This is a genomic window from Bradyrhizobium sp. UFLA05-153 (assembly GCF_054185185.1).
In genome coordinates this window covers 16,499-39,389 of the sequence record NZ_JBBIAM010000029.1, presented here as the reverse complement: position 1 = coordinate 39,389, position 22,891 = coordinate 16,499, and the positions used below count along the sequence as shown (strand labels likewise).

Annotated in this window: 24 protein-coding genes; 14 read left to right on the top strand and 10 right to left on the bottom strand. The window is 64.5% G+C overall.

Annotation, left to right across the window (positions count from 1 at the left end; all coding sequences use genetic code 11):
• The first annotated feature begins 101 nt into the window (after nt 1–101).
• On the top strand, nt 102–779 hold the full coding sequence (locus tag Q2941_RS19125) for an alpha/beta hydrolase family protein (protein WP_254109924.1): 678 nt from the start codon (nt 102–104) through the stop codon (nt 777–779).
• Between the two features lie 12 nt (nt 780–791).
• Here the strand turns inward: Q2941_RS19125 and Q2941_RS19120 are convergent, their stop codons facing one another.
• A complete protein-coding gene (locus tag Q2941_RS19120; RefSeq protein ID WP_458193423.1) occupies nt 792–1,766 on the bottom strand; it encodes a ketopantoate reductase family protein in 975 nt (324 codons plus the stop codon).
• A gap of 171 nt (nt 1,767–1,937) precedes the next feature.
• On the opposite strand from Q2941_RS19120, the gene Q2941_RS19115 reads away from it, so the two are divergent.
• Nucleotides 1,938–2,738, top strand: coding sequence for an enoyl-CoA hydratase-related protein (locus Q2941_RS19115; protein WP_458193422.1), 801 nt, complete (start codon nt 1,938–1,940; stop codon nt 2,736–2,738).
• 16 nt (nt 2,739–2,754) lie between these two features.
• Here the strand turns inward: Q2941_RS19115 and Q2941_RS19110 are convergent, their stop codons facing one another.
• Complete coding sequence (locus tag Q2941_RS19110) at nt 2,755–3,015, bottom strand: hypothetical protein (protein WP_035664182.1); 261 nt, start codon at nt 3,013–3,015, stop codon at nt 2,755–2,757.
• Nucleotides 3,016–3,259: 244 nt separating this feature from the next.
• Here Q2941_RS19110 and Q2941_RS19105 point away from each other — a divergent pair, with 244 nt between their 5' ends.
• The 4 genes from Q2941_RS19105 (at nt 3,260) to Q2941_RS19090 (ending at nt 7,356) form a co-directional block, all read left to right on the top strand.
• Entirely contained in the window at nt 3,260–4,624 is a 1,365-nt protein-coding gene (locus tag Q2941_RS19105; RefSeq protein WP_458193421.1) for an FAD-dependent oxidoreductase, read from the top strand.
• Between the two features lie 21 nt (nt 4,625–4,645).
• Entirely contained in the window at nt 4,646–5,650 is a 1,005-nt protein-coding gene (locus Q2941_RS19100) for an ABC transporter substrate-binding protein (RefSeq protein ID WP_458193420.1), read from the top strand.
• A 112-nt stretch (nt 5,651–5,762) separates the two neighbouring features.
• The gene (locus Q2941_RS19095) at nt 5,763–6,536 is read left to right on the top strand and encodes an ABC transporter ATP-binding protein (RefSeq protein ID WP_458193419.1); all 774 of its coding nucleotides are present in this window, start codon (nt 5,763–5,765) and stop codon (nt 6,534–6,536) included.
• Complete coding sequence (locus Q2941_RS19090) at nt 6,529–7,356, top strand: ABC transporter permease (RefSeq protein WP_458193418.1); 828 nt, start codon at nt 6,529–6,531, stop codon at nt 7,354–7,356. Before Q2941_RS19095 ends, Q2941_RS19090 begins: the two co-directional genes overlap by 8 nt.
• Nucleotides 7,357–7,636: 280 nt before the next feature.
• Here the strand turns inward: Q2941_RS19090 and gtdA are convergent, their stop codons facing one another.
• Nucleotides 7,637–8,677, bottom strand: a complete 1,041-nt coding sequence (gene gtdA / locus Q2941_RS19085) for a gentisate 1,2-dioxygenase (RefSeq protein WP_027520918.1) — start codon at nt 8,675–8,677, stop codon at nt 7,637–7,639.
• A gap of 196 nt (nt 8,678–8,873) precedes the next feature.
• Between gtdA and maiA the strand changes: the two genes are divergently transcribed.
• Together maiA and Q2941_RS19075 are read left to right on the top strand one after the other, a co-directional pair.
• Complete coding sequence (gene maiA / locus Q2941_RS19080; protein WP_027520917.1) at nt 8,874–9,506, top strand: maleylacetoacetate isomerase; 633 nt, start codon at nt 8,874–8,876, stop codon at nt 9,504–9,506.
• Nucleotides 9,496–10,008: a MarR family winged helix-turn-helix transcriptional regulator gene (locus Q2941_RS19075; RefSeq protein ID WP_027520916.1), complete on the top strand. Its 513-nt coding sequence runs from the start codon at nt 9,496–9,498 to the stop codon at nt 10,006–10,008. Before maiA ends, Q2941_RS19075 begins: the two co-directional genes overlap by 11 nt.
• A 33-nt stretch (nt 10,009–10,041) precedes the next feature.
• Here Q2941_RS19075 and Q2941_RS19070 read toward each other — a convergent pair whose 3' ends face one another.
• The 4 genes from Q2941_RS19070 to Q2941_RS19055 form a co-directional block, all read right to left on the bottom strand.
• Nucleotides 10,042–11,199: an FAD-dependent monooxygenase gene (locus Q2941_RS19070; RefSeq protein WP_027520915.1), complete on the bottom strand. Its 1,158-nt coding sequence runs from the start codon at nt 11,197–11,199 to the stop codon at nt 10,042–10,044.
• Nucleotides 11,200–11,290: 91 nt separating this feature from the next.
• Nucleotides 11,291–11,506, bottom strand: a complete 216-nt coding sequence (locus tag Q2941_RS19065) for a hypothetical protein (protein ID WP_458193417.1) — start codon at nt 11,504–11,506, stop codon at nt 11,291–11,293.
• 134 nt (nt 11,507–11,640) lie between these two features.
• On the bottom strand, nt 11,641–12,462 hold the full coding sequence (locus tag Q2941_RS19060; protein WP_458193416.1) for a cysteine rich repeat-containing protein: 822 nt from the start codon (nt 12,460–12,462) through the stop codon (nt 11,641–11,643).
• 165 nt (nt 12,463–12,627) lie between these two features.
• The gene (locus tag Q2941_RS19055; RefSeq protein WP_458193415.1) at nt 12,628–13,629 is read right to left on the bottom strand and encodes an NADP-dependent oxidoreductase; all 1,002 of its coding nucleotides are present in this window, start codon (nt 13,627–13,629) and stop codon (nt 12,628–12,630) included.
• A 213-nt stretch (nt 13,630–13,842) separates the two neighbouring features.
• Here Q2941_RS19055 and Q2941_RS19050 point away from each other — a divergent pair, with 213 nt between their 5' ends.
• Both Q2941_RS19050 and Q2941_RS19045 read left to right on the top strand, forming a co-directional pair.
• Entirely contained in the window at nt 13,843–15,138 is a 1,296-nt protein-coding gene (locus Q2941_RS19050; RefSeq protein WP_027520911.1) for a dicarboxylate/amino acid:cation symporter, read from the top strand.
• Between the two features lie 12 nt (nt 15,139–15,150).
• Entirely contained in the window at nt 15,151–16,068 is a 918-nt protein-coding gene (locus tag Q2941_RS19045) for an amino acid ABC transporter substrate-binding protein (protein ID WP_027520910.1), read from the top strand.
• A gap of 270 nt (nt 16,069–16,338) precedes the next feature.
• Here the strand turns inward: Q2941_RS19045 and Q2941_RS19040 are convergent, their stop codons facing one another.
• Together Q2941_RS19040 and Q2941_RS19035 are read right to left on the bottom strand one after the other, a co-directional pair.
• A complete protein-coding gene (locus Q2941_RS19040) occupies nt 16,339–16,608 on the bottom strand; it encodes a hypothetical protein (protein WP_084801316.1) in 270 nt (89 codons plus the stop codon).
• A 161-nt stretch (nt 16,609–16,769) separates the two neighbouring features.
• Nucleotides 16,770–17,687, bottom strand: coding sequence for an ATP-grasp domain-containing protein (locus tag Q2941_RS19035; RefSeq protein ID WP_027520909.1), 918 nt, complete (start codon nt 17,685–17,687; stop codon nt 16,770–16,772).
• Between the two features lie 369 nt (nt 17,688–18,056).
• Here Q2941_RS19035 and Q2941_RS19030 point away from each other — a divergent pair, with 369 nt between their 5' ends.
• From Q2941_RS19030 to Q2941_RS19015, 4 genes are all read left to right on the top strand, one after another.
• Nucleotides 18,057–18,830, top strand: coding sequence for a ferredoxin--NADP reductase (locus Q2941_RS19030; protein WP_027520908.1), 774 nt, complete (start codon nt 18,057–18,059; stop codon nt 18,828–18,830).
• A 406-nt stretch (nt 18,831–19,236) separates the two neighbouring features.
• A complete protein-coding gene (locus Q2941_RS19025) occupies nt 19,237–20,862 on the top strand; it encodes an FMN-binding glutamate synthase family protein (protein WP_458193454.1) in 1,626 nt (541 codons plus the stop codon).
• 16 nt (nt 20,863–20,878) lie between these two features.
• A complete protein-coding gene (locus Q2941_RS19020) occupies nt 20,879–21,118 on the top strand; it encodes a PilZ domain-containing protein (protein ID WP_254109929.1) in 240 nt (79 codons plus the stop codon).
• A 94-nt stretch (nt 21,119–21,212) separates the two neighbouring features.
• A complete protein-coding gene (locus Q2941_RS19015; protein WP_156944047.1) occupies nt 21,213–21,485 on the top strand; it encodes a hypothetical protein in 273 nt (90 codons plus the stop codon).
• Between the two features lie 90 nt (nt 21,486–21,575).
• Here the strand turns inward: Q2941_RS19015 and Q2941_RS19010 are convergent, their stop codons facing one another.
• Complete coding sequence (locus Q2941_RS19010; protein WP_254109930.1) at nt 21,576–22,874, bottom strand: hemolysin family protein; 1,299 nt, start codon at nt 22,872–22,874, stop codon at nt 21,576–21,578.
• Nucleotides 22,875–22,891: the final 17 nt, after the last annotated feature.

Sequence of the window (22,891 nt, the reverse complement as noted above, 5' to 3'; positions counted from 1 at the left end):
TGTCTTGGTACGCCAGTAGAAGTCGGCAATTATTGTGTTTTCAGGCTGCGCCGGGGACGCTACCAAGGCAAGCGGATTCGAGCCTTTCAGGATCTGCGATTTTGAACGCCAAAACGACCGAGCTCAAGATCGACATCGCGCGCGTGGGCGCCGTCTCCGCGCTGCTGACGATGCCGGACAAGCCGCGCGCCTGCTACGTCTTTGCCCACGGCGCGGGCGCCGACATGCGGCACGCTTTCATGGACAAGGTCGCGGCTGGACTGGCCGAGCGCGGCATCGCGACGCTGCGCTACAATTTTCCCTACATGGAGAAGAAGCAAGGCCGACCCGACACGCCAATGATCGCGCACGCTGCCGTGCGGGCAGCGGTCGAGGAGGCGGCACGGCTCTGCGCCGGTCTTCCGCTGTTCGCCGGCGGAAAGTCGTTCGGCGGGCGCATGACCTCGCAGGCGCAGTCCAAGGCGCCGCTGCCCGGCGTGCGCGGGCTCGCTTTCCTCGGCTTTCCCCTGCATGCCGATAACAAGCCCTCGATCGAGCGCGCAGCTCATCTCGCCGGGATCGAGATCCCGATGCTGTTCCTGCAAGGCACGCGCGACCGGCTCGCCGACCTCCGTTACCTCGAACCCGTGATTGCGGAGCTCGGCCCCAAGGCCAGGCTGCATGAGGTCGCCGGGGGCGATCACTCCTTCCTGGTCTTGCGCAAATCCGGTCGCAGCAATGAAGAGGCGATGGAAGAGGTGCTCGATACGCTCGCGGCGTGGATCAACGAGCTGGTCTGAGCCTTTGCGCAATCATCCCGCATAAAGCCCCTTTTCGCGCGCCTTCTGGATCGCGAGCGCGGCGATCAGGTCGAGCGACGGCGTCGAGAGGCCCGCGGCGTGGGCAAAGGCACTCGGCGCCTTCACCAGCACGTCGATCTCCATGGCGCGGCCGAGTTCGTAGTCCTGGAGCAGCGACGGCTTGTGGTTGGGCGCCGGGCCGCTCCGTGTCACCCGCTTGACCTCGGGGATGTAATGCTGCGCGATCTCGTTGGCCTCGTTGAGCAGGCGCGGAATGACGTCCGTGAAGGCGGCGTCGTTGCGCACCCCGCGCGCGGTGAGGCCGGTAAGCAGGCACAGCACCGAGAGCGACATGTTGGTCAGGAGCTTTGACCAGATCGCCTCGCGAATGTCGGAGATGGGCGGCGAGTCGAGCTTTGCCTCGTTCAGGGCCGCGCGGAGCTGCGCGATGCGCTCGCTGTTGCGGTCGTCGCATTCGCCGACCAGGAGCCGGTTGCGGTCCGGCGAGAGGTTTTCGACGATGCCGGGCTCGACCACCTCGTTGGAGGAAAACACGACGCCGCCGACGATGCGCTCCTTGCCGATCGCCTTCTTCAGCCGTACGCCCGGATCGAGGAAGGAGAGATCAGGCGGAGTGGGATGCCGTGGCGGTAGTCCAATATTGTACCACCAGGGGATACCGTTCTGCGCGAACACGATTGCGGTGTTCTCGCCGAGCAGCGGCGCAATGCCGGTGACGAGGCCCGGCAGGCCGGTTGCCTTCAGCGTAGAGATCACGACGTCCTGCGGCCCGAGCTGGGCCGGATCGCCGGAGGCGCGCACCTTGGCACAAACTTCCGCCTCGCCGACGCGCAGCTTCAGGCCATTGGCGCGCACCGCCTCCAGATGTGGTCCGCGCATCACGCAGGAGACCTCATGGCCGGCGCGTGCGAGCCGCACCGCAAGGTGGCTGCCGACGGCACCAGCGCCGAAAATGCAAATCCGCATGATATGACCGCCCCGTCCCGAGGATTGATCTTTGGCTCGCGCCGGCGGCCAGCATGGCACAAGCCGCCATGCGATGGACGCGACCGCCTCCCCGCGGAAAGTGATGGATCAAGGGGCGCGGCCACGGTCATAGTGCGCGGCCTGACAGGAATAATGCCGAGAGGATCGCCGATGCCGGCCAGCCCAGTTTTGTGGACCCTTGACGACCGCGGGGTCGCGACCGTCACGCTCAATCGACCCGAGGTCAACAATGCCTATGACGGTGCGCTGATCTCAGGCGTGCTCGCCGCGATGGATGAGCTGGGCGGGAAACCCGACTTGCGCGTCGTAGTGCTCAAGGGCAACGGTAACCATTTCCAGGCCGGCGCCGACCTCAAATGGATCAACTCGGTGCGCCCGCAGTCGCCGGAGGCCAACGAGGCGGCTTCGCGGGCGACCTTCGAGGCGGTGCAGCGGCTGAACACGCTGCCGATCCCGACGGTGGCTCTCGTGCAGGGCGGCTGCTTCGGCGGCGGCACCGGCGTGATCGCGGCCTGCGACGTGGTGATCGCGGCCGACAATGCGCTGTTCTCGATCACCGAGGTTCGTTGGGGCCTGACCGCCGCAATCATCATCCCGCAGCTCTGCGATGCCATCGGCGTCCGTCAGGTCCGCCGCTACGCGCTGACCGGCGAACGGTTTGGCGCCGATGAGGCGCGCCGCATCGGCCTCGTGCATGATGTTGTGCCGCTCGCCGAGCTGGAGGTCGCCGGCGCGAAGGTCGTCGAACAGTTGCTCGCCAACGGGCCGCAGGCTATGGCCGAGACCAAGCGACTCGCGCTGGAAAGCTCGTTCGGCGGCATGAGCGTCGATGACGCCGCCTATGCGCGCCTCGTTCATCTGCATTCGCTCAAGCGCCAGAGTGCAGAAGCGGCGGAAGGGCTGGCGTCCTTCGCCGAGAAACGCGCAGCGAAGTGGGGCAGTAAGACTTAAATCGCCTGCTTGCCGCTCAGCAGCCGCGGCAGATGCCGCTCATGCTGCGATAGACCGCGTCGTCGTCCTGCCGCATCTGCTTGAGCGATTCGAGTGTGGTGCTCTCGCGTGGCGGCTCGGGTTTGCGCTTCGCCGCGAGTTCCTCCTCCTGTCGCTTGTAGCAGGCCTCGCGGTCGGCCTTGGCCTGGATGAAGCGGCAGTTCTGCTCCAGCGCCGAAGCGGGAGCGGCGGAGATCGCGAGGCAGATCAGCGATATTAGAGTGCGTTTCAAAGACATCGATCCTAAAGCATGATCCGGAAAAGTGCGAAGCGGTTTTCCGGAAAGATCATGCGCAAACAACAACCTAAAGCGCGATGATGATTCATCCTGATCTCATCGCGCTTTAGGAAGACGCCTGTTCTGTCAGTTCCGCCGTACGGGATCAATCGTCTTGTGGCGCCACAGGGCTTTACATCGTCGATCCCTTTGTCGAGATAGCAAGAAGGGCCCGCCTTGGGCCTCAAACGATTGGGTTATCGTCTTGCAGCAAAGATCCATTCAGGAACCTGCGCGTCAGGTGCCGCTCTACGGTGAATATGAAGTCGTCGTGCTCGGCGGCGGGCCGGCCGGCATCATCGCGGCGGCATCGGCGGCACGGGCGGGGCGGCGAACGCTGCTGATCGAGCGCTATGGTTTCTTGGGCGGCATGGGCACGGCCGCCGGCGTCACCAATTTCTGCGGCCTGCATGGCAATGTCCATGGCAGGCACCACCGGCTGGTGCAGGGCATGGCCTCCGAGCTGCTTGCGCGGATCGCCCGGCTCGACGGCCTCAACGAGCCGCATCTGATCCTCGGAAAGGTTTTTGCGCAGGCCTATGACACCGCGGCCTACAAGATCGCGGCGGATGATCTGCTCGCGAGCCACAAGGTCGATATCCGCTTCCACGCGCTCGGCGCCGGCGTCGTGATGGGTGACGCGCGTCGGATCGATACGCTGATGGTCGAGACCAAGGCGGGACGGCAGGCGGTGCGGGCCGAGATCTTCATCGATTGCTCCGGCGACGGCGATCTCGCGGTCTGGGCCGGTGCGCCCTACGAGGTCGGCGATGAGCACGGCCATCCGCTCTATCCGTCCATGATGTTCCGCCTCAACGGCATCGATCCCGAGAAGGCGGGAGAAGCCTGGCGCACCATCCCGCAATTGATGGAAAAGGCGCTCGCCGCCGGCACGCACAGCTTTCCGCGCAAAAGCGCGATCGTGCGGCCGCTGCGCCACGGCATCGAATGGCGGGTGAATTTCACGCAAATTGCGCGTGAGGACGGCCATGCCGTCAACGGCATCGAGCCTGATGACCTCACCCGCGGCGAGATCGAGGGTCGTCGCCAGGCGCTCGCCGCCTTCGAATTCCTGCGCACCGTGCCGGGCTTTGAAAAATCCTACATCGTCGACCTGCCGCCGCAGCTCGGCATCCGCGAGACCCGCCGTATTATTGGCGGCTATCAGCTCAGCGGCGAGGACGTGCTCGCTTGTGCCTCGTTCGAGGATTCCATCGGCGTCAATGGCTGGCCGATCGAGGCACATGTGCCCGGTGACGTCGTCTTCACCTTCCCGCCGATTCCGGAATCGCGCGGCTACAACGAATTGCCGTATCGCATGCTGGTGCCGGAGGGCGTAGACAATCTCCTGGTCGCCGGCCGCTGCGCCTCCATGACCCATGAGGGCCAGTCGGCGGCGCGCGTCTCCGGGGCCTGCTTCGTGATGGGGGAGGCGGCGGGTTCCGCTGCTGCGCTGGCGCTGTCGGGCAACCAGATCCCGCGCGACATCCCGGTTGCAAAATTGCAGGAAACATTGAAACAACAGGGCGCCTTCATCGGGCGGGACCAGACCGTGCCAGAGGGCCTGTAAAGAAACGACGGAGGAAGCCGGATGGGTTGGGTTGCGCGGTTCGCTGTAGCTGGTTTGTTGGCGCTGACGACGATTGCAGCAGCGCAGGCCGAGGAGCCGCTGAAGGCCAGGATTGGTGTGCTCAGGCTGTCGTCCTCGGCGCCGGTCTTCATCGCGCAGGACAAGGGTTATTTCCGCGACGCCGGCCTCGATATCGAGCTGAAGTTCTTCGATGCGGCACAGCCGATCGCGGTCGCCACCACCTCGGGCGACGTCGATTTCGGCATCACCGCCTTCACCGCCGGTCTCTACAATCTCGCCGGCAAGGGTACGCTGAAGGTGATCGGCGGCATGAGCCGCGAGAAGGCCGGCTATCCCCTGATCGGCTATTTTGCCAGCAACAACGCTTACGCGGCGGGGCTGAAGACGCCGAAGGACCTTGCCGGCAAGCGCGTGGCGATGACGCAGGTCGGATCATCCTTTCACTATTCGCTCGGCCTGCTCGCGGACAAATATGGCTTCAAGCTATCAGACGTGAAGATCGTGCCGCTGCAGTCGCTGTCGAATGCGGCGGCTGCGCTGAAGGGCGAGACCGTCGACGCCGCGCTGCTTCCCATCTCCACCGCGCGAAAGCTGATGGACGAAGGCGGCGCGAAATTCCTGGGCTGGGTCGGCGACGAGACGCCCTGGCAGCTCGGCGCCGTCTTCGCCTCGCCCAAGACGCTCGCCAACAAGGTGCTGGTGACGAAGCTGCTCGGTGCGTTGGCAAAAGCCGATCGCGAATATCACGACGTCATTTTGACCGCGATGAAGGACGGCACCGTGCCGATTAACGAGCAGACAAAACCGCTGCTCGAGATCATCGCAAAGTACACCAACCTGCCGGTCGAGCAGGTGGTCGGCAATTGCGCTTATATCGATCCGGACGGCAAGCTGGACGTGAAGAACGTCGACAACCAGATCAAATGGCTGCAAGCGCAGGGTTTTGCCGACAAGGGCTTTGACGCGGACGCGATCATCGCGAAGGAATATGTGAAGGCGGATTGATTGTTTTGTTCGTCATTCCGGGGCGCCCGGAGGGCGAGCCCGGAATCTCGAGATTCCGGGTCTGGTCCTTCGGACCATCCCGGAACGACGGACGGGAGATGGACGAGACGGCATGGACCTGATCGCCAACCACATCACTCATCGCTTCGGCGAGCTCGCTGTGCTCGATGACGTCTCCTTTACCGTCAGCGCGGGCGAGGTGGTGGCGATTGTCGGGCCGTCGGGCTGCGGCAAGAGCACGCTCTTGTCGATCCTCGGCGGGCTGCTGCTGCCGTCATCGGGCGCTGCGGAACTGCGCGGCGCGCCGCCTGCGGACAGCCGCAATCCGCTGACCTTCGTGTTCCAGGATTTTGCGCTGCTGCCCTGGGCCACGGTGGAGGAGAACGTCGAATTCGCACTGCTGCACACCCAGCTCTCGCCCGCGCAGCGCCGCGCGCAGGTTGGCGATGCCCTGCGCCGTACCGGCCTCACTGATTTTCGCACGGCCTATCCAAAGCAGCTCTCCGGCGGCATGCGCCAGCGCGTCGGCATTTCGCGCGCGCTTGCGGTGAGACCCGCAATTCTCTTGATGGACGAGCCACTCTCGGCGCTGGATTCGCAGACCCGCGAGCTCCTGATGGAAGACTTCGTCGGCCTGCTCGCCGATGGCGGCATGGGCGCGGTCTATGTCACCCACAATCTCGAAGAGGCCGCTCGCCTTGCCGACCGCATCGTGGTGCTGTCGCGGCGGCCGGGCCGCATTCGCGAGGTCGTCACGATACCGATGACGCGCGCCGAACGCGGCGAGCCTGCTGCGCGTGAAAAGCTGCTCACGCTCCAGAACCAGATCTGGTCGCTGATCCGCAACGAGGCGATCGATGCCGAGCGCGAGGTCCAGCATGCTTGATCGCGCAACCCGGGCCGAGACGCCAGCAAAGGACGCGGCGACGCGGCCGGTCCGCTTCCGCGGCGCGGGCTTCGTGCCGGCGAGCAGCCGCTTTGGCGGGTGGGTCGCGCTCGCGCTCGTCATCGCGGTGTGGCAGATCGCCGGCAGCGCGCGCCTCGTCAATCCGCTGTTCCTGCCGGCGCCATCGGCGATCGCGCGTGCGATCTACGAACTCGCGATCTCCGGCGCGCTCTGGGAGCATCTCTCGGCCTCGCTGCTGCGCATCGGCATCGGTTGGCTGGTCGGCACCGCGGCGGGCGTCGCCGTCGGCTTTGCCATTGGTCTGTCGCGGCTGGCGCGCAGCGTCGGCATCACCTTCATCTCGGCGCTGTTCCCGATCCCGAAGATCGCGCTGTTGCCGCTGCTCATCCTCTGGCTCGGCATCGGCGAAGAACCAAAGATCGCGACCATTGCACTCGGGGTGTTCTTCTCGACCGCGATCTCGGTCTACAGCGGTGTCGATGCGGTGCCGCGCAACCTCATCCGCATGGCGCAGAGCTTCAACGTCCCGTTCGCGACCATCGTGCGCAAGGTGATCTGGCCGGGCGCGCTACCCTCGATCCTCGCCGGCTTCCGCATCACCGCGTCGGTGGCGCTCCTGCTCGTCGTCAGCGCCGAGATGATCGGCGCCCAGTTCGGCATCGGCGCCTTCGTGCTCCAGGCCGGCAATCTCATGCAGACGGATCAGCTGCTTGCGGGCGTAGTGATCCTGTCGGTATTCGGGCTTGCGGTCGGGAAGGTGATCAACTGGCTGGAAACGCGGCTGTTGCACTGGCGCTAGCCAGGTTCGTCATTGCGAGGAGCGAAGCGACGAAGCAATCCAGACTGTCTCCGCGGAAAGATTCTGGATTGCTTCGCTGCGCTCGCAATGACGATGTGGATGGAGATGCGCGCCACAACTTCCACCGTCGTCCCGGCGAAGGCCGGGACCCATTACCCCAGGGAGAAGTTTGGCGAAGATTCGTCGTTCGGGATGAGCACCGCGCGCCAAGGATAAATCACGCGGTATGGGTCCCGGCCTTCGCCGGGACGACACGGAACGTTTGGCGAGCAGCTCGTGGTCACACGTTCCCGCGATCCTCGCGGAAGAGGTCGAGCTTCTGCTGCACCGGGCGATCGGAGAAGCTGAACAACACGGCGTCGGTCTCAGCCTCGTGCGTTACCCAGTGCCAGCTCGGCGCCACGAACAGGTCGCGCGGGCCCCATTCGAAGGTCGCATCGCCGATGCGGGTGCGACCCTTGCCTTCGATGGCGCAGAACACGGTGGCATCGGTGGAGCGATAGCGCGCGGTTTTGAAACCCCTTGGCAGGAGCTGGATGAACGTGCCGATGGTCGGCATCGCGTAGTCGCCGGTCTCGGGGTTGCTGAACTTCAGCTTCAAGCCGTGGCAGGCGTCCCATTCCTCGCGCGCTTTGGCTTTTTCCAGGGCCTCGCGGGTGTAGGCATAGGGGTAGCTGAAGATCGGCGAGGTCTTCGACGATCGCTTCACGTCGACCGGCAGCAGATTGTGGCCGTAGCGCGCAAAGCTGTCGCCAGCGGGTTTGGTGATCCTCTGCTGATCCTCCTTGGCGCCTTCCGCGAATGAGCAGTCGAAGAATTGTACGAGGGGGATGTCGAGACCGTCGAGCCAGAACATCGGCTCATCCGTCTCGTTGGAATGATCGTGCCAGGTCATCGATGGCGTGATGATGAAGTCGCCGGGCTCCATCGCGGTGCGCTCGCCGTCAACGGCGGTGTGCGCGCCCTTGCCCTCGAGCACAAAGCGCAAGGCCGACTGGCTGTGACGATGCGCAGGCGCGACGTCGCCGGGCACCACCATCTGCACGCCGGCATAGAGCGAGGTCGTGATCTTCGACTGCCCGCGGAGGCCGGGATTTTCCAGGATCAGCACCCGCCGCTCGGCTTCCTTGGCGGTGATCAGCCTGCCCGCTTCGGTCATGTAGTCGCGGATGATGTCGAACTTCCACAAATGCGGCCGGCAGGCGCTTTTCGGCTCCGGCGTGATCAAATCGCTCATCACGGTCCAGAGCGCGGTGAGGTTTTCGCCGTCGATTTTCCTGTAGAACGCTTCGCGTTCCGGCGTCTTCGCTACGGCTTCCATGGCGAGCCTCCCGTTCGTTTTGTAGATTGACAGTATACTGCCAATCTAGGTAGCGTCAACTTGACACGCCGTCATTCCGGGGCTCGCGAAGCGAGAACCGTGGTGCGCAATTGCGCACCTGAGAATCTCGAGATTCCGGGTTCGATGCTGGCGCATCGCCCCGGAATGACGGGAAAGATAATGAGGGAGGATTCCGATGAAGCTGCACGGCTATTTCCGCTCAAGCGCGGCCTACCGGGTGCGGATCGCTCTGAACCTGAAGGGCCTGACCGCCGCTCACCTGCCGCATCATTTGCGCAAGGGCGAGCAATGTGCGCCGGCCTATCTCGCCATCAACCCGCAAGGGCTGGTGCCGGCGCTGGAGGACGATGCGGGCACAATCCTCACCCAGTCGCTCGCCATCATCGAATGGCTGGATGAGAACCACCCCAACCCGCCGCTGCTGCCCAAGGATAGCTTGCGCCGCGCCAAGGTGCGCGCGTTTGCGCTGGCGATCGCCTGCGACACCCATCCGGTGCAGAACCTGAAAGTGCTGGCGCGCCTGCGCGAGCTTGGGCTGGCGGAAGAGAAGGTTCAGGAATGGGCCGCCTGGGTCAATCGCGAGGGGCTTTCGGCCTGCGAGACGCTGGTGAAAGACGAAGTGGGGCCGTTCTGCTTCGGCGACGCGCCGACGCTCGCCGATCTCTGCCTGGTGCCGCAGCTCGGCAATGCCCGCCGCTTCGGCGTCGACGTCTCGGCCTATCCGCGCCTGCTCCAGGCGGAGGCCGCGGCTAAGGCGCTGCCGGCCTTCGCGAATGCTGCCCCAGAGAAGCAGCCCGATGCCGAGTAAGCCTGCTCCTCCGATCACGATGGACGCGGTCTATGCCGCGCCGGGCTATCTGTTCCGGCGCATGCAGCAGATCGCGGTCTCGATCTTCATGGAGGAGTGCAAGGCGTTCGACCTGACGCCGGTGCAATATGCGGCGCTGGTTGCGATCCACACCCATCCCGGCATCGATGCGACGCGGCTGTCGGCGGTGATCGCCTTCGACCGTTCGACCCTCGGCAGCGTCATCGAGCGGCTCCAGGCCAAGGACTATATCGAGCGCAAGCCGGCGACCGAGGACAAGCGGATCAAGCTGCTCTATCTGACCAGGCAAGGTGCTGGGATCCTCAAGGACATCATCCCCGCAGTCGAGCGCGCGCAGGCGCGCATGCTGGAGCCGCTCAAGCCCGCCGACCGCAAGACGCTGATGACGCTGCTCGTGCAGCTCGTCGATCTCAACAACGAAGCCTCCCGCGTCCCCCTGCGCGCCGAAGACGCGCTGGAGCATCTGGGGAAGGCGGGGTGAGGGTGGCGATGTGAGTGAGGCTGCACGCGCGCCTCACCCACCGCCGTCTTCCTGGCGTGCGCTCCCACCGTTCTTTTCCGCCTCGTAGCGCGCCATGAAGGCCGGCGACATATGGCGCAGGCGCGCATCGTCGATCCGCCCGGAGCGGGTGATGTAGCTGTAGGCAAAATCCATCAGGTCGAGCTTCATGTGCTCGGCAAAGTGCTCGTACCAGCCGGCCGAGGTGCGCGCGGCGCTGACGAGCTTTTGCACGATCGGCTTGCGCTCGGCCTGGTAGCGGTGGAGCGCGGTGGCAAGATGCGCGTCGGATTCCAGCGCCTTCACCAGCGAAATCGCGTCCTCGATCGCGAGTCGCGTGCCCGAGCCGATCGAGAAATGTGCCGAGTGCAGGGCATCCCCGATCAGCACCATGTTCTTGAACGACCAGTGCTCGTTCCAGACCCAGGGGAAATTGCGCCAGACCGATTTGTTCGAGACCAGGCAGTGGCCGCCGAGCGTGTCCACAAAGACCTCCTCGCACACGCCCTTGGACTGCTCGACGTCCTTGTAGGCAAAGCCATAGGCCTGCCAGGTGGCATGGTCGCACTCGACCAGGAAGGTGCTCATGGTCGGCGAGTAGCGGTAGTGATGGGCGTTGAAGGCGCCGCGGTCGGTCTTCACGAAGGTCTGGGACAGCGTGTCGAAGCGTTTCGAGGTGCCGTACCAGACGAATTTGTTGGAGCAGTAGGACAGCGAGGTTCCGAAATCGCCCTCGAACGCGCGGCGCACCAGCGAGTTGAGCCCGTCGGCGGCGACGATCAGATCATGGCCGTTGAGCTGATCGATCGAATGGATCTGCGTGTCGAAGCGCGGCGTGACGCCGGCATCGATCGCGCGCTGCTGGAGGAATTTCAGGAGATCGAGCCGCCCGATCGAGGAGAAGCCGACGCCGTCGATGGCAACGCTGTCCCCGTTCAGGTTCAGCGTGATGTTTTCCCAGCTCTCCATGTGCGGCGTGATCGCGTCGACGGTCTCGGGATCGTCGGCGCGGAGGAACTCCAGCGCCTCATCCGAGAACACCACGCCAAAGCCCCAGGTCGCGTCGGCCGGGTTCTGCTCGAACAGGTCGACCTGGTCGTCGGGGTGACGCTTTTTCCAGAGATAGGCGAAGTAAAGCCCGCCAGGCCCTCCGCCAATCACGGCGATCCGCAACGTCGTCCTCCCTGATTGACAGTGTGCTTGTTATCTCGAGCTGAACTGGTCTGGCCCGGCCCGCGGCGCCAGAGCCATGATCGTCGGGTCCTCAGACGCAGCGCTTCACCCAGGCGCCGTTCACCAGCACCGTGGAGCACCTCACCGCCGGAACCGGCTCCCTGACCACCACCGCGGCATTAGGCCCGGCGCATCCGGCGCGATAGACGCCGCGCGCGCACACCACGGCATTGGCGTCGGGCGCTTCGACGACCATCGTCGCCGCGAAGGCGAGGATCGCGGACGCAATAAGCAGGAATGAACGCATGGTCTCCTCCCGGTCTTATCGTGATCAAAATCGAAGAGTCAGCAACCTCTCTGTGGCGGTATCGTCTGCGCACGCCGCTAGACATCGCCGCGCGGAACTGGCCATGCGCGGCGTTGTACGATCCTAGCGCGATCCTAGCGCGCGGCGAAGGGGGCCAGGACCTCCTTGCAGGCGGGCGACAGCGAGGCCGCGTTGGTTGCGAGGCACTGCGCGATGCGGCCGCCGCCCGGTGCCACGCCGGCGCATAATGTCCGGACATCGCCGCCGCATGCCGAACGCACGATGAGCAGTTCTTCGCGTGGCCGCAAGGGCCGCAGCACGATCACCGTCGGCGCTGCTGCAGGTGCAGCCGCCGTTGGGGCCGCGCCCGCAGTCGCTGCGGCGGCGGGAGCGCCGCCACCGCCGGTCGCGGCGCTCACCGCCTTCGCGCAGGCGGGCGAGACTTTCGCCTTGTTCTTTTCCAGGCATTCCAGCGCGGGCGCGCCGCCGGGCGGCACGCCGGCGCAGACTTTTGGATAGTCGGAGCGGCAGGCGCTCTTGATTACGGACACCTGTGCGCTGCCCGGCTGCTTCGCCGCGGCGGCTTTGGGTGTCTCGGCCTTGGGTGCTTCGGTCGTGGCGGCCGGCTTGCCGGGTTCGGCGGCAGGCGCCGATTCTGCTTTCGGTGCGGCCGGGGCGGCTTCTGTCTTTGGCGCAGCCGCCGGTTCGATCGCGCGCACCGCGCTCTGGCAGGCCGACGACAGGCTCGACATGTTCTTGTTCAGGCATTGCAGCGCCTCGGCGCCGCCCGGCGTCACGCTCGTGCAATGCGCCTGATAGTCGGCGCGGCACGCGGACCGGATCGCACTCTTCTGAGCGTCGGTCGGAGCCTGCGCGAAGATCGGTGCTGCAGTTGCGAAGAGAGCCGCCGCCAGCAACGCGTTGCGCGTTGCGACAATTCTCGAGCTGTCGAACATTTGCGTCAATTCCTGCCCTTGGAAGCTCATGCCTTGAAAATCGGAGCTTCGAAAAAGTCATATGATCGCAATCGGCGCGAGGGTCATCTCGCGCGCGGCATCATTGGCCGCTTTGGCCTCTACCGCAAGTAGATTATGCCCGCCGAATGTGGCGGGACAACATCGTCAGAGCTTGACCATGCGCTTGCCGCGGTTCTCGCCCGCAAGCAACCCGATCAGCGCCCGCGGCGTGTTCTCGAGGCCGCCAATGATGTCCTCCTGCACCTTCAACCGTCCCGACTTGACCCAGGCTTGCAGGTCGGTGAGCGCACGCTGGCTCTGGTTCATGTAGTCCATCACGATGAAGCCCTGCATCACGAGCCGCTTCACCACGATCAAGCCGGGCACGCCGCGCGGGCCATGCGCGGACGGCGCGCCGTCATATTGCGAGATCGCACCGCAGCAGGCGATACGGCCGTAATTGTTCATCTGTGGCAGGCAGGCTTCCAGAATGTCGCCGCCGACATTGTCGAAATAGACGTCGATGCCATCAGGTGCAGCCGCGCGCAGCGCCTTGAATACCGCGCCGTCCTTGTAATCGACCGCGGCATCGAAGCCGAGTTCCGAGGTGAGCCAGTTGCATTTGTCCGCGCCGCCGGCGATGCCGATCACGCGACATCCCTTGATCTTGGCGATCTGTCCGACGATCGATCCGACCGAGCCGGCAGCCGCCGAGACAACGACCGTCTCGCCCTCCTTGGGCTTGCCGATCTCCAGCAGGCCGAAATAGGCGGTGAGGCCGGCGATGCCGAATACGCTGAGCAGATGCGTCAGTGGCTCGAGCTTCGGCATCTTTGTAAGATGCTTTGCGGGCACCGCGGCGTAATCCTGCCAGCCGGTATCGCCGAACACGATATCGCCGGCAGCGATCCCCGCTGCCTTGGAGCTGACGACCTCGGCGATGGCGCCGCCGGCCATCACGCTGTTGGCCTCGACCGCCGAGCGATAGGTTGCGCCATGCATCCAGGCTCGGTTGGCAGCATCGAGCGAGATGTAGCGCACGCGCAACAGCGCCTCGCCGTCGTTCGGCTCCGGCACGGTGCCTTCGACCATCTTGAAATGCTCCGGTCCAAGCTTGCCGCTCGGCTTCTCCACCAGGAGAATCTGGCGATTGACGGTCCCGCTCATGGGTCATCCCCTCTCTAATTGTTTGACTTTTATTGATGCAGATGTCGCGCAGAAAACATGCAAGCCGCATCCGTTGTGCGCTGCGTGAAAGCTAGATCGCTCCACCCATTTTCACAACGGGAACATCCGGCCAACGCGGGCGCCCGCCAAGCGTGTTGCGTCGCTGTCAAAATCTGCGACACTATGAAACGCCGGTGTACGTGGGGGTAAGAAATGTCGAACAGGTTCACGCAATACATTCTGGCCGCGATGGTGCTGGGCATCATTGTGGGGTCGGCGATCTACAATTTCATGCCCGACACCCGTGCCGAATGGGCGGCCTCGATCAACCTGATCGCCATGATGTTCCTGCGCCTGATCAAGATGATCATCGCGCCGCTGGTGTTCGCAACCCTGGTCGGCGGAATCGCGCATATGGGCTCGGGCGCAAGGCTCGGGCGGATCTTCGCCAAGACCATGGGCTGGTTCGTCAGCGCCTCCTTCGTGTCGCTGATGCTCGGCCTCGTGATGGTCAATCTGCTCCAGCCCGGCGCGAATTTCCCCGGCACGCTGCCGGAGAAGGGGCAGTCGACGGGATTGCCCGTTTCGGCCTTCTCGATCGAGAAGTTCCTGACCCATCTGATCCCGACCTCGATCGCGGATGCGATGGCGCAGAACGAGATCTTGCAGATCGTGATCTTCGCCGTGTTCTTCTCGGTCGCGATGGGCGCCATGCCTGAGCGCTCGAAGCCAATCCTGCAACTGATCGACGACGTCGCCCACATCATGCTGAAGGTGACGAGCTATGTGATGCTGTTCGCGCCGCTCGCGGTCTGGGCCGCCATCACCGCAACCGTCGCCAAGAACGGCCTCCTGGTGCTGTGGAAGCTCGTCGTGTTCATGGGCGGCTTCTACCTGTCGCTCATGATCCTCTGGGCCATCCTGGTCATCGTCGGCTTCATCGCGATCGGGCCGCGCTACAGCCATCTGTTGCGGCTGATCCGCGAGCCGCTGATGATCGCGTTCTCGACCGCGAGTTCGGAGGCCGCCTATCCGAAGACGCTGGAGGGGTTGACCAAGTTCGGCGCCTCCTCGCGGATCTCCAGCTTCGTGCTGCCGCTCGGCTATTCCTTCAATCTCGACGGCACGATGATGTACTGCACCTTCGCGAGCATCTTCATCGCGCAGACCTATCACATCGAGATGCCGCTCGCGACGCAGCTTGCGATGCTCGCCACGCTGATGATCACCTCCAAGGGCGTTGCCGGCGTGCCGCGTGCCTCGCTCGTGGTGATCGCCTCGACGCTCTCCCAGTTCGGCATCCCCGAGGCGGGCCTGCTGATGATCATGGGCATCGACACTTTCCTCGACATGGGGCGGAGCGCCACCAACGTGATCGGCAACTCGCTCGCCACCGCCGTGGTCGCGAAGTGGGAAGGCGAACTCGGGCCCGAGCATGCGCTCGGACCGGGTGAGGCTCCCACGCCGGACATGGTGCCGGGCGAAGTGCCCGCGATGGCCGGCCACTGACGGGAGCGCGTCATGCGCCTGATATCGGCGATATCGGCAGGCCTGTTGCTGGCATGCGTGCTGGCAACGGGAGCCTCGGGGCAGACCGGCGGCAGCGAAGGGTTGAGCCCGACGCTGTCAGCGATCAAGAGCGCCCATGTGGTGCGGCTCGGCTATCGCGAAAGCTCGCTGCCGTTCTCCTTCCTCGATCAGGCGGGCCGGCCGATCGGCTACAGCCTCGAGCTCTGCGAGGCCATCGTGGAGGAGATTGGCATCGAGGTTGACGATCCAAACCTGCGGATCGATTACGTCAAGGTCACCTCGGACGACCGCATCGACGCGGTCCTCCAGAACAAGATCGACCTAGAATGCGGCTCGACCACGGCCAATGCCGAGCGCGCCAAGCGCGTCGCGTTCTCACCTCTGATGTTCGTGGCCGGCACCAAGCTGATGGTGCCGAAGGCGTCCACCGTGTCCGGGGTCACCGACCTCAAGGGCAAGACGGTGGTGGTGACCAAGGGCACCACCAACGAGCAGGCGATGCATGCGGTCGACAAGAAGTTTTCGCTCGGCCTCAACATCATCACCTCGCCCGATCACGAGCAGTCGTTCCAGATGCTGGCCGACGGCAAGGCTGACGCGTTCGCGACCGACGACATCCTGCTCTACGGCCTGATCGTGCGCCACAAGGCGCAGGACAAGTTCCGCGTCACCGGCGATTACCTGTCCTACGACCCCTACGGCATCATGTTCCGCAAGAACGAGCCGCAACTATCGGCCGTCGTCGAGCGCACCTTCCGCAAGCTCGGCTCCAACCACGATCTCGTCCCGCTCTACAACAAGTGGTTCGTGGCGCGGCTGCCGACCGGCGAACGGCTCAACGTGCCGATCTCGCTGCAGCTCGAGGAAGCCTTCAAGGCAATGGACGATTCGCCGGGCGCGAATAATTAGCGCCTACGATTGAGCAGCACTCGAGCCTCACGCTCGCTGCTGTCCCTTCTCCCCATGTGGGAGAAGGTGGCGCGAAGCGCCGGATGAGGGGTTGCATCCACATACTCAACTTCGCGAGGTCACTCGCGGAGAGAGACCCCTCACCCGTCTCGCCGCTTGCGCGGCGAGCCACCCTCTCCCACAAGGGGAGAGGGTGCAGCGGTCGCGTGGCGGACCAAGAACCTGGCGCACCGGCTGCCGCCAAGGGCTCGTGACCCGCAAAAGAAGCCCTTACCGCCGAACCCCGACGCGATTGACGCCCCCATTCCAATTGCCTGGACCGGCCGTGCCAGCGCGGACCGCGGCACGTGCCACCGGCCGGGGCCTGAGCACGACGCCTGCTCTTGCGACGCAACTGGGCGGATAATCAATGTACTGGCAGTACACGACCGCTTTGGCTGGTGCTGGATTGAGAGTGACGCCTGCAAATCCTAACAGGACGCTGGCAGCGATCCCCGTAACTGTGACGGACTTGATCGAAAGATGCTTCCTCCGATGCATGGTGATCCTCCTCCTCGCGCGTGCGAAACTACGGCAGCCCATGTGCGGCCGAACCTAACGTGAGGACCAGGGATCAGCCGACCTTGACGTAGATCAACGGTGCGCCGGCCTGCAGCCGCCGCTTCGGTTCAACGGCAGGCCAGCGTTCGCCTAATGGCCCGCTATCCGAACACCCGGTCCAGCGCCGCGTCATACGTTGCCTGAACGAGTTCCGGATACAGCTTCCCCAGCGCCTCCATCATCACGCCGGAGTTGATCTCGAGCACTTTCCACACGCCATCGACACGGACGAGGTCGATGGATGCGAAGGTGATGCCGATGGCGCGGGCGGCATCGATCGCGAGTTTTGCGCAGGCCGCGCGCGTCTCGCCGCCCTCAATGAGAACGGGCTTCGCGCCGGCATCGAGATTGTGGCGCCAGGTGAGGACGCGCCGCTCGCCCTTTGGAACGACGGCGTCGAGCGCGTGCGCGTCGAGATCATCCAGCTTCACCTTGGGCACCGCGCGCGCCAGTTCGCGCAGCGTCTGCACGCCGTCGCCGGTGACCGACGGCCGCTCCTTGCCATAGACCGCCATCGGCGTCTCATCGAGGAGAATGACCCGGACCTCGTCCTCGATATCGACATAGGGCGCGATCACGAGGCCCAGGCTCATCGCAAAGACCTCGCTCACGGCGCGTTCGAGCTCGGCGCTGCCTGTCACCTTGACGACTGACCGGCCGGCCGTACCCTCGTTTGGCTTCACCACGAGCCCTTGCGGATTCTGGATCAAGAGCCGGAGCATTGCCTCCCACCACCGCGGTCCGGCGACGTGCTCGCCCAACTTCGGATTGAGGAAGAGGTGATGGGCGATAGAGGGCACGCCCGCCAGCGCGAGCACCTCTGATGTGGCCGATTTGTCGTTCGCGAGGCGATGCGCAATCGCGCTGTTGAGACCGATGTCGTAGCCGAAGGCGAAGCGGCGGGTCTCGCCCCGGTCCATCGCGATCAGCCAGCCGTCTGCGCGCACGTCGATGGCGACGCCATGCCGCGCGCAATAGCTCCGTATCGCCTGGACGAATATCCGTTCATTGTTTGGCATCATGCTTGTCCCGCCAAAAGATCGCTTCATGCCGGAATCGGCGGTCTGCCATGGCCAAAAGCAGAGCTATTCTTAATGAATTTCTCGCGAGCGAAATGGAAATTAAGTGCTGCCAGCTGCGCCGTTTAGGCAAAGAAATTGCTGCAATGCGGCCCGAAAAGAGAAAATCGTTAATTATCCTTACAAATCAACGGGAAATGCCGGTTTGATCGGCATCAATTGCTGCACGAACGAGGTTGATTATTGACCTCAATGGCGTACATCAACGACGCGAAATCATCCGCCATGACAGTGGTGTTCGCCCCCAACGTCGAAGGGGCCGGGCAACCCTTTTGTTCAAAACCGCATAGATTCGGAATATCGAAACACATGAGCGCGTTTTATCGAGAGAAGGTCCTTTCCGTCCAGCACTGGACCGATACCCTGTTCAGCTTCCGCGCGACCCGCGACACCGGCTTCCGGTTCCAGAATGGCCAGTTCGCGATGATCGGCCTCGAAGTGGACGGCCGTCCGTTGCTGCGCGCCTACAGCATGGCGAGCGCCAATCACGAGGAAGAGCTCGAGTTCTTCTCGATCAAGGTCCAGGACGGCCCGCTCACCTCGCGCCTCCAGAAGATCAAGGAAGGCGACACCATCCTGGTCGGCCGCAAGGCGACCGGCACGCTCGTGGCCGACAACCTCATTCCCGGCAAGCGGCTTCTCCTGCTGTCGACCGGCACCGGCCTCGCGCCGTTCGCGAGCCTGATCAAGGACCCCGACGTCTATGACCGGTTCGAGACCATCGTGCTGGTTCACGGCTGTCGCCAGGTCTCCGAGCTCGCCTATGGCGAGCAGCTCGTCGCGACCTTGCGCGATGACGAACTGTTCGGGCCGATGCTGTCCGAGAAGCTGGTCTATTATCCGACCGTGACCCGCGAGCCGTTCAAGAACCGCGGCCGCATCACCGACCTCATCAACTCCGCGCAGCTCTTCAACGACATCGGCCAGGCTCCGCTCGACATCGCAACCGACCGCATCATGATGTGCGGCAGCCCGGCGATGCTCGAAGAACTCCGCGGCATGTTCGAAGGCCGCGGCTTCACTGAGGGCTCCGGCAGCGAGCCCGGCCATTTCGTGATCGAAAAGGCCTTCGTGGAGCGCTGATCTCCGCGCGGAGAGTGGCGCCCCCACTCTCGCCAAACTTTCCCATCGTCATCCCGGGGGCGCGAAAGGCGCGAGCCCGGGACTCCGCGCGAGCGCTTGCGCTCGTCGCGAGAGCCCCGGCTGGAGTTGTGGCGCGAGACGGTGGCTACAAGTCTTCGCGTATCGTTGAGCCGATCCGGGCACCGTCCGTGCCTCATTCCAATCCAGTCTATTGCACTGCAGCAGCCCGCCCGTCCGGCGGATTGATTTGCGCTGGCCGAATTCGGTAGCCTGAAACCGGAAGCCGCGTCATATCCGTATGAAGGCGCAGCCGTATAGTAGCCCGTCAGCCCGACGAGAGGATGTGATCGTGTCCAACGTCAATAAAGCGCACAACCAGCCCAGGGGACCTCTCGAACAGGGCGTCATGGAGACCCTGCTGCTCCCGTTCTCGCCGCGTTTCATCGTGCTGACGATCTGCGCGGTCGTTACCGCCCTCCTGATCGGCTTCGGCATCGCCGACCGCAAGATTTTCGACATCCTGATCATTCCCATCGTGATCTTCGGCGGGCTCACGCTGCTCGGCGTCCGCGATCTCCTGCAAAAGGGCCACGCGGTCCTGCGCAACTACCCGATCTCGGCGCATATGCGCTTCCTGCTCGAGGAAATCCGCCCGGAGATGCGGCAGTATTTCTTCGAGAGCGAGAAGGACGGGATGCCGTTCTCGCGCGACACCCGCGCGGTGGTCTACCAGCGCGCCAAGATGCAGCTCGACAAGCGGCCCTTCGGCACACAGGAGGACGTCTATCGCGAGGGCTATGAATGGATGCATCACTCGGTCTCGCCGAAGACGCGGTCCGATGAGAAATTCCGTATCACCATCGGCGGGCCGGACTGCACGAAGCCCTATTCCGCATCGGTGTTCAACGTCTCGGCCATGAGCTTTGGCGCGCTCAGCCCCAACGCCGTGCGCGCGCTGAATGCCGGCGCGAAGAGAGGCGGCTTCGCCCACGACACCGGCGAGGGTGGCGTCAGCCCCTATCACCGCGAGATGGGCGGCGACATCATCTGGGAGATCGGCTCGGGCTATTTCGGCTGCCGGCATCTCGATGGCACCTTCGATCCGGACGCCTTCGCCAAAGTTGCAACCGAAGACCAGATCAAGATGGTCGAGCTCAAGATCAGCCAGGGGGCCAAGCCCGGCCATGGCGGCGTGCTGCCGGCGGCCAAGGTCTCTGAAGAGATTTCAAAGATCCGCGGCGTCAAGATGGGTGAGGACTGCATCTCGCCGGCCTCGCACCGCGCCTTCTCCACCCCGATCGGGATGATGCAGTTCATCGCCGAGATGCGAAAACTCTCCGGCGGCAAGCCGGCCGGCTTCAAGCTGTGCATCGGCCATACCTGGGAGTTCCTGGCGATCTGCAAGGCCATGCTGGAGACCGGCATCTACCCGGACTTCATCGTCGTCGACGGCAATGAAGGCGGTACCGGTGCTGCGCCGCTCGAGTTCATGGATCATCTGGGCATGCCGATGCGTGAGGGCGTCAACTTCGTGCACAATGCGCTGGTCGGCATCAACGCGCGCGACCGCATCAAGATCGGCGCGTCGGGCAAGGTCGCGACCGCCTTCGACATGGCGCGCGCCATGGCGATCGGCGCCGACTGGTGCAATTCGGCGCGCGGCTTCATGTTCTCGCTCGGCTGCATCCAATCCTTGAGCTGTCATACAGACCGCTGCCCGACCGGTGTCGCCACGCAGGACCCGACGCGCGCCCGCGCGCTTTACGTGCCACTCAAGATCGACCGCGTGCACAACTATCACCATGCGACGTTGCACTCGCTCTCCGAGCTGATCGCCGCGGCCGGCCTCGAGCATCCGCAGGAGCTGCGCCCGATCCACTTCGCCCAGCGGACCTCGACCACCGAGGTGAAGTCGTTCGCGCAGCTCTATCCGGCGCTGCGGCCTGGGGAGCTGCTCGGGGGCACCGAAGACCCGCGCTTCCGCGATGCCTGGCGGATGGCGCGGGCGGATACGTTCCAGCCGGTTCTATGAGGGCCCGGCCCGATCCATGGACGAACGGCGAATCCAGTCGCGGCACCGCGTGCTCAAGGCCGGAACCATCGAGTTCGGCGGCGGCGCGATCGACTGCGCCGTCCGCAACTTCTCGGACACAGGCGCCGCGCTCGACGTCACCAGCCCGGTCGGCATCCCCGAGCATTTCACGCTTTTCGTCCAGGCTGATGGAAGGCATCTGTCCTGTACCGTGGTGTGGCGCAAGGAAAAGCGCATCGGCGTGAAATTCGGCTGAGCCGCGGCCTCGCGCGTTGAAACCCTCAACACTCGATCTGCATTGTCCTGCAACGCGCGCGTTGAGCCGAGAGGCGATCATGAGGACAGCGAGCATGGCCGCTTTACTCTGGCTTGCACTATCGCCCACGGCCATGGCGCAAGGCGGAGGATATCCCGCAAGTCCGTCGCACGCCGTCGTCGGCACGACGGCGGACGGCACTCCACGCTACGGCCGCGAGCCGCGGAAGGAACAGGGGGCGTCGGATACCGTGGGCCGTGGCGGCGCGTTCGATAGCAGCGGCAAGCAGGATCGAACGCCCGATGCGAGCAACCGCGCCGACGACAGGCAGAGAACTACCGACGATTCTCAAAAGCGCGAGAAGTGAATCTCGAGTGACGCGCGGTAGCGCCCCAAACTCAACCGTCGTCCCGGGCTCGCGCTGCGTGCGCCCTCGGACGACGAGTGAAGAGGTAGCTCACGCCGCCGCCTGCTCACTTTTCCGGCTCGCAAGGATCTTGTCGATCCTCCGGCCGTCGAGATCGACGACTTCGAGATGCCAGCTGCCGAGGTCGAACGCGTCGCCGACGTTCGGTAGCACGTTGAAGTGTTGCAGCACGAGGCCGGCCACGGTGTTGTAGCGGGGATGCGGCGGCAGCTCGAAGCCGAGCAGCTCGCCGAATTCATCGACCGGCATCCAGCCCGAGACCAGCAGCGAGCCGTCGGCGCGCGTGACGTAGGCCGGCTCCGGCGGGCCTTCCTCGGAATGGAACGCGCCGACGATGGATTCCAGAATATCGGCCGCGGTGACCACGCCTTCGAAGGCGCCGTATTCGTCGTAGACGAGGCCAATATGCACCGGCGCCGCCTTCAGGATCGCCAGCACGTCGCGCGCATCGGCGGAGGCCGGAATCACCGGCGCGTCGCGCACGAGCGCGCGCAGATCGGGCGTGCGCGCGTTCATGTATGCGACGAGCAGATCCTTGGCCTGGAGCACGCCGATCGGCTTGTCGCGGTCGCCGTCGGACACGGGAAAGCGCGAATGGGGGCTTTTCGACATGATCTCGCGGATCGTCTCCGGCGCGTCGTTGAGGTCGATCTCGTCGACATCGGTCCGCGGCGTCATGACGGCGCCGACCGGACGGTCGCCGAGCCGCATCACGCCGGCGATCATCTCCCTCTCACCCGGCTCCAGCACGCCGGCGCTCTCGGCCTCGCTGACGAGGTGATGGATCTCGTCCTCCGAGACCGTCTCCTCCGCCTTGCCGCCGCGGCCGAGCAGCGTCAGGATCAGCTTGCCGGAGAGATCCAGCAGCACCACCAGCGGAAGCGAGATCCTCGCGAGCCAGTCCATCACCGGCGCGACCTTGACCGCGATGCTTTCAGGATCGCGCAGCGCCACCTGCTTGGGCACCAGCTCGCCGACGATCAGCGTCGTATAGGTGATGAGGGTTACGACGATGCCGACGCCGACGATGTCGGCGATACCCGCCGACAGGCCGAGCTCGACCAGCCATTGCGACAGCCGCTGCCCGAGCGTTGCGCCCGAGAACGCGCCGGAGAGCACGCCGACCAGCGTGATGCCGATCTGCACCGTCGAGAGAAACTTTCCGGGATCGGACGCCAGCGCCAGCGCGCGCTCGGCGCCGCGCACCCCCTTGGCCGCCAGCATCGAGAGCCGGGCCGGGCGCGAGGAGACGACCGCCAGCTCCGACATGGACAACAGGCCGTTAATGACAATCAGCAGGACGACGATGAGGAGTTCGAGCGAGAGCATTGTGCAAGATGGTTGGA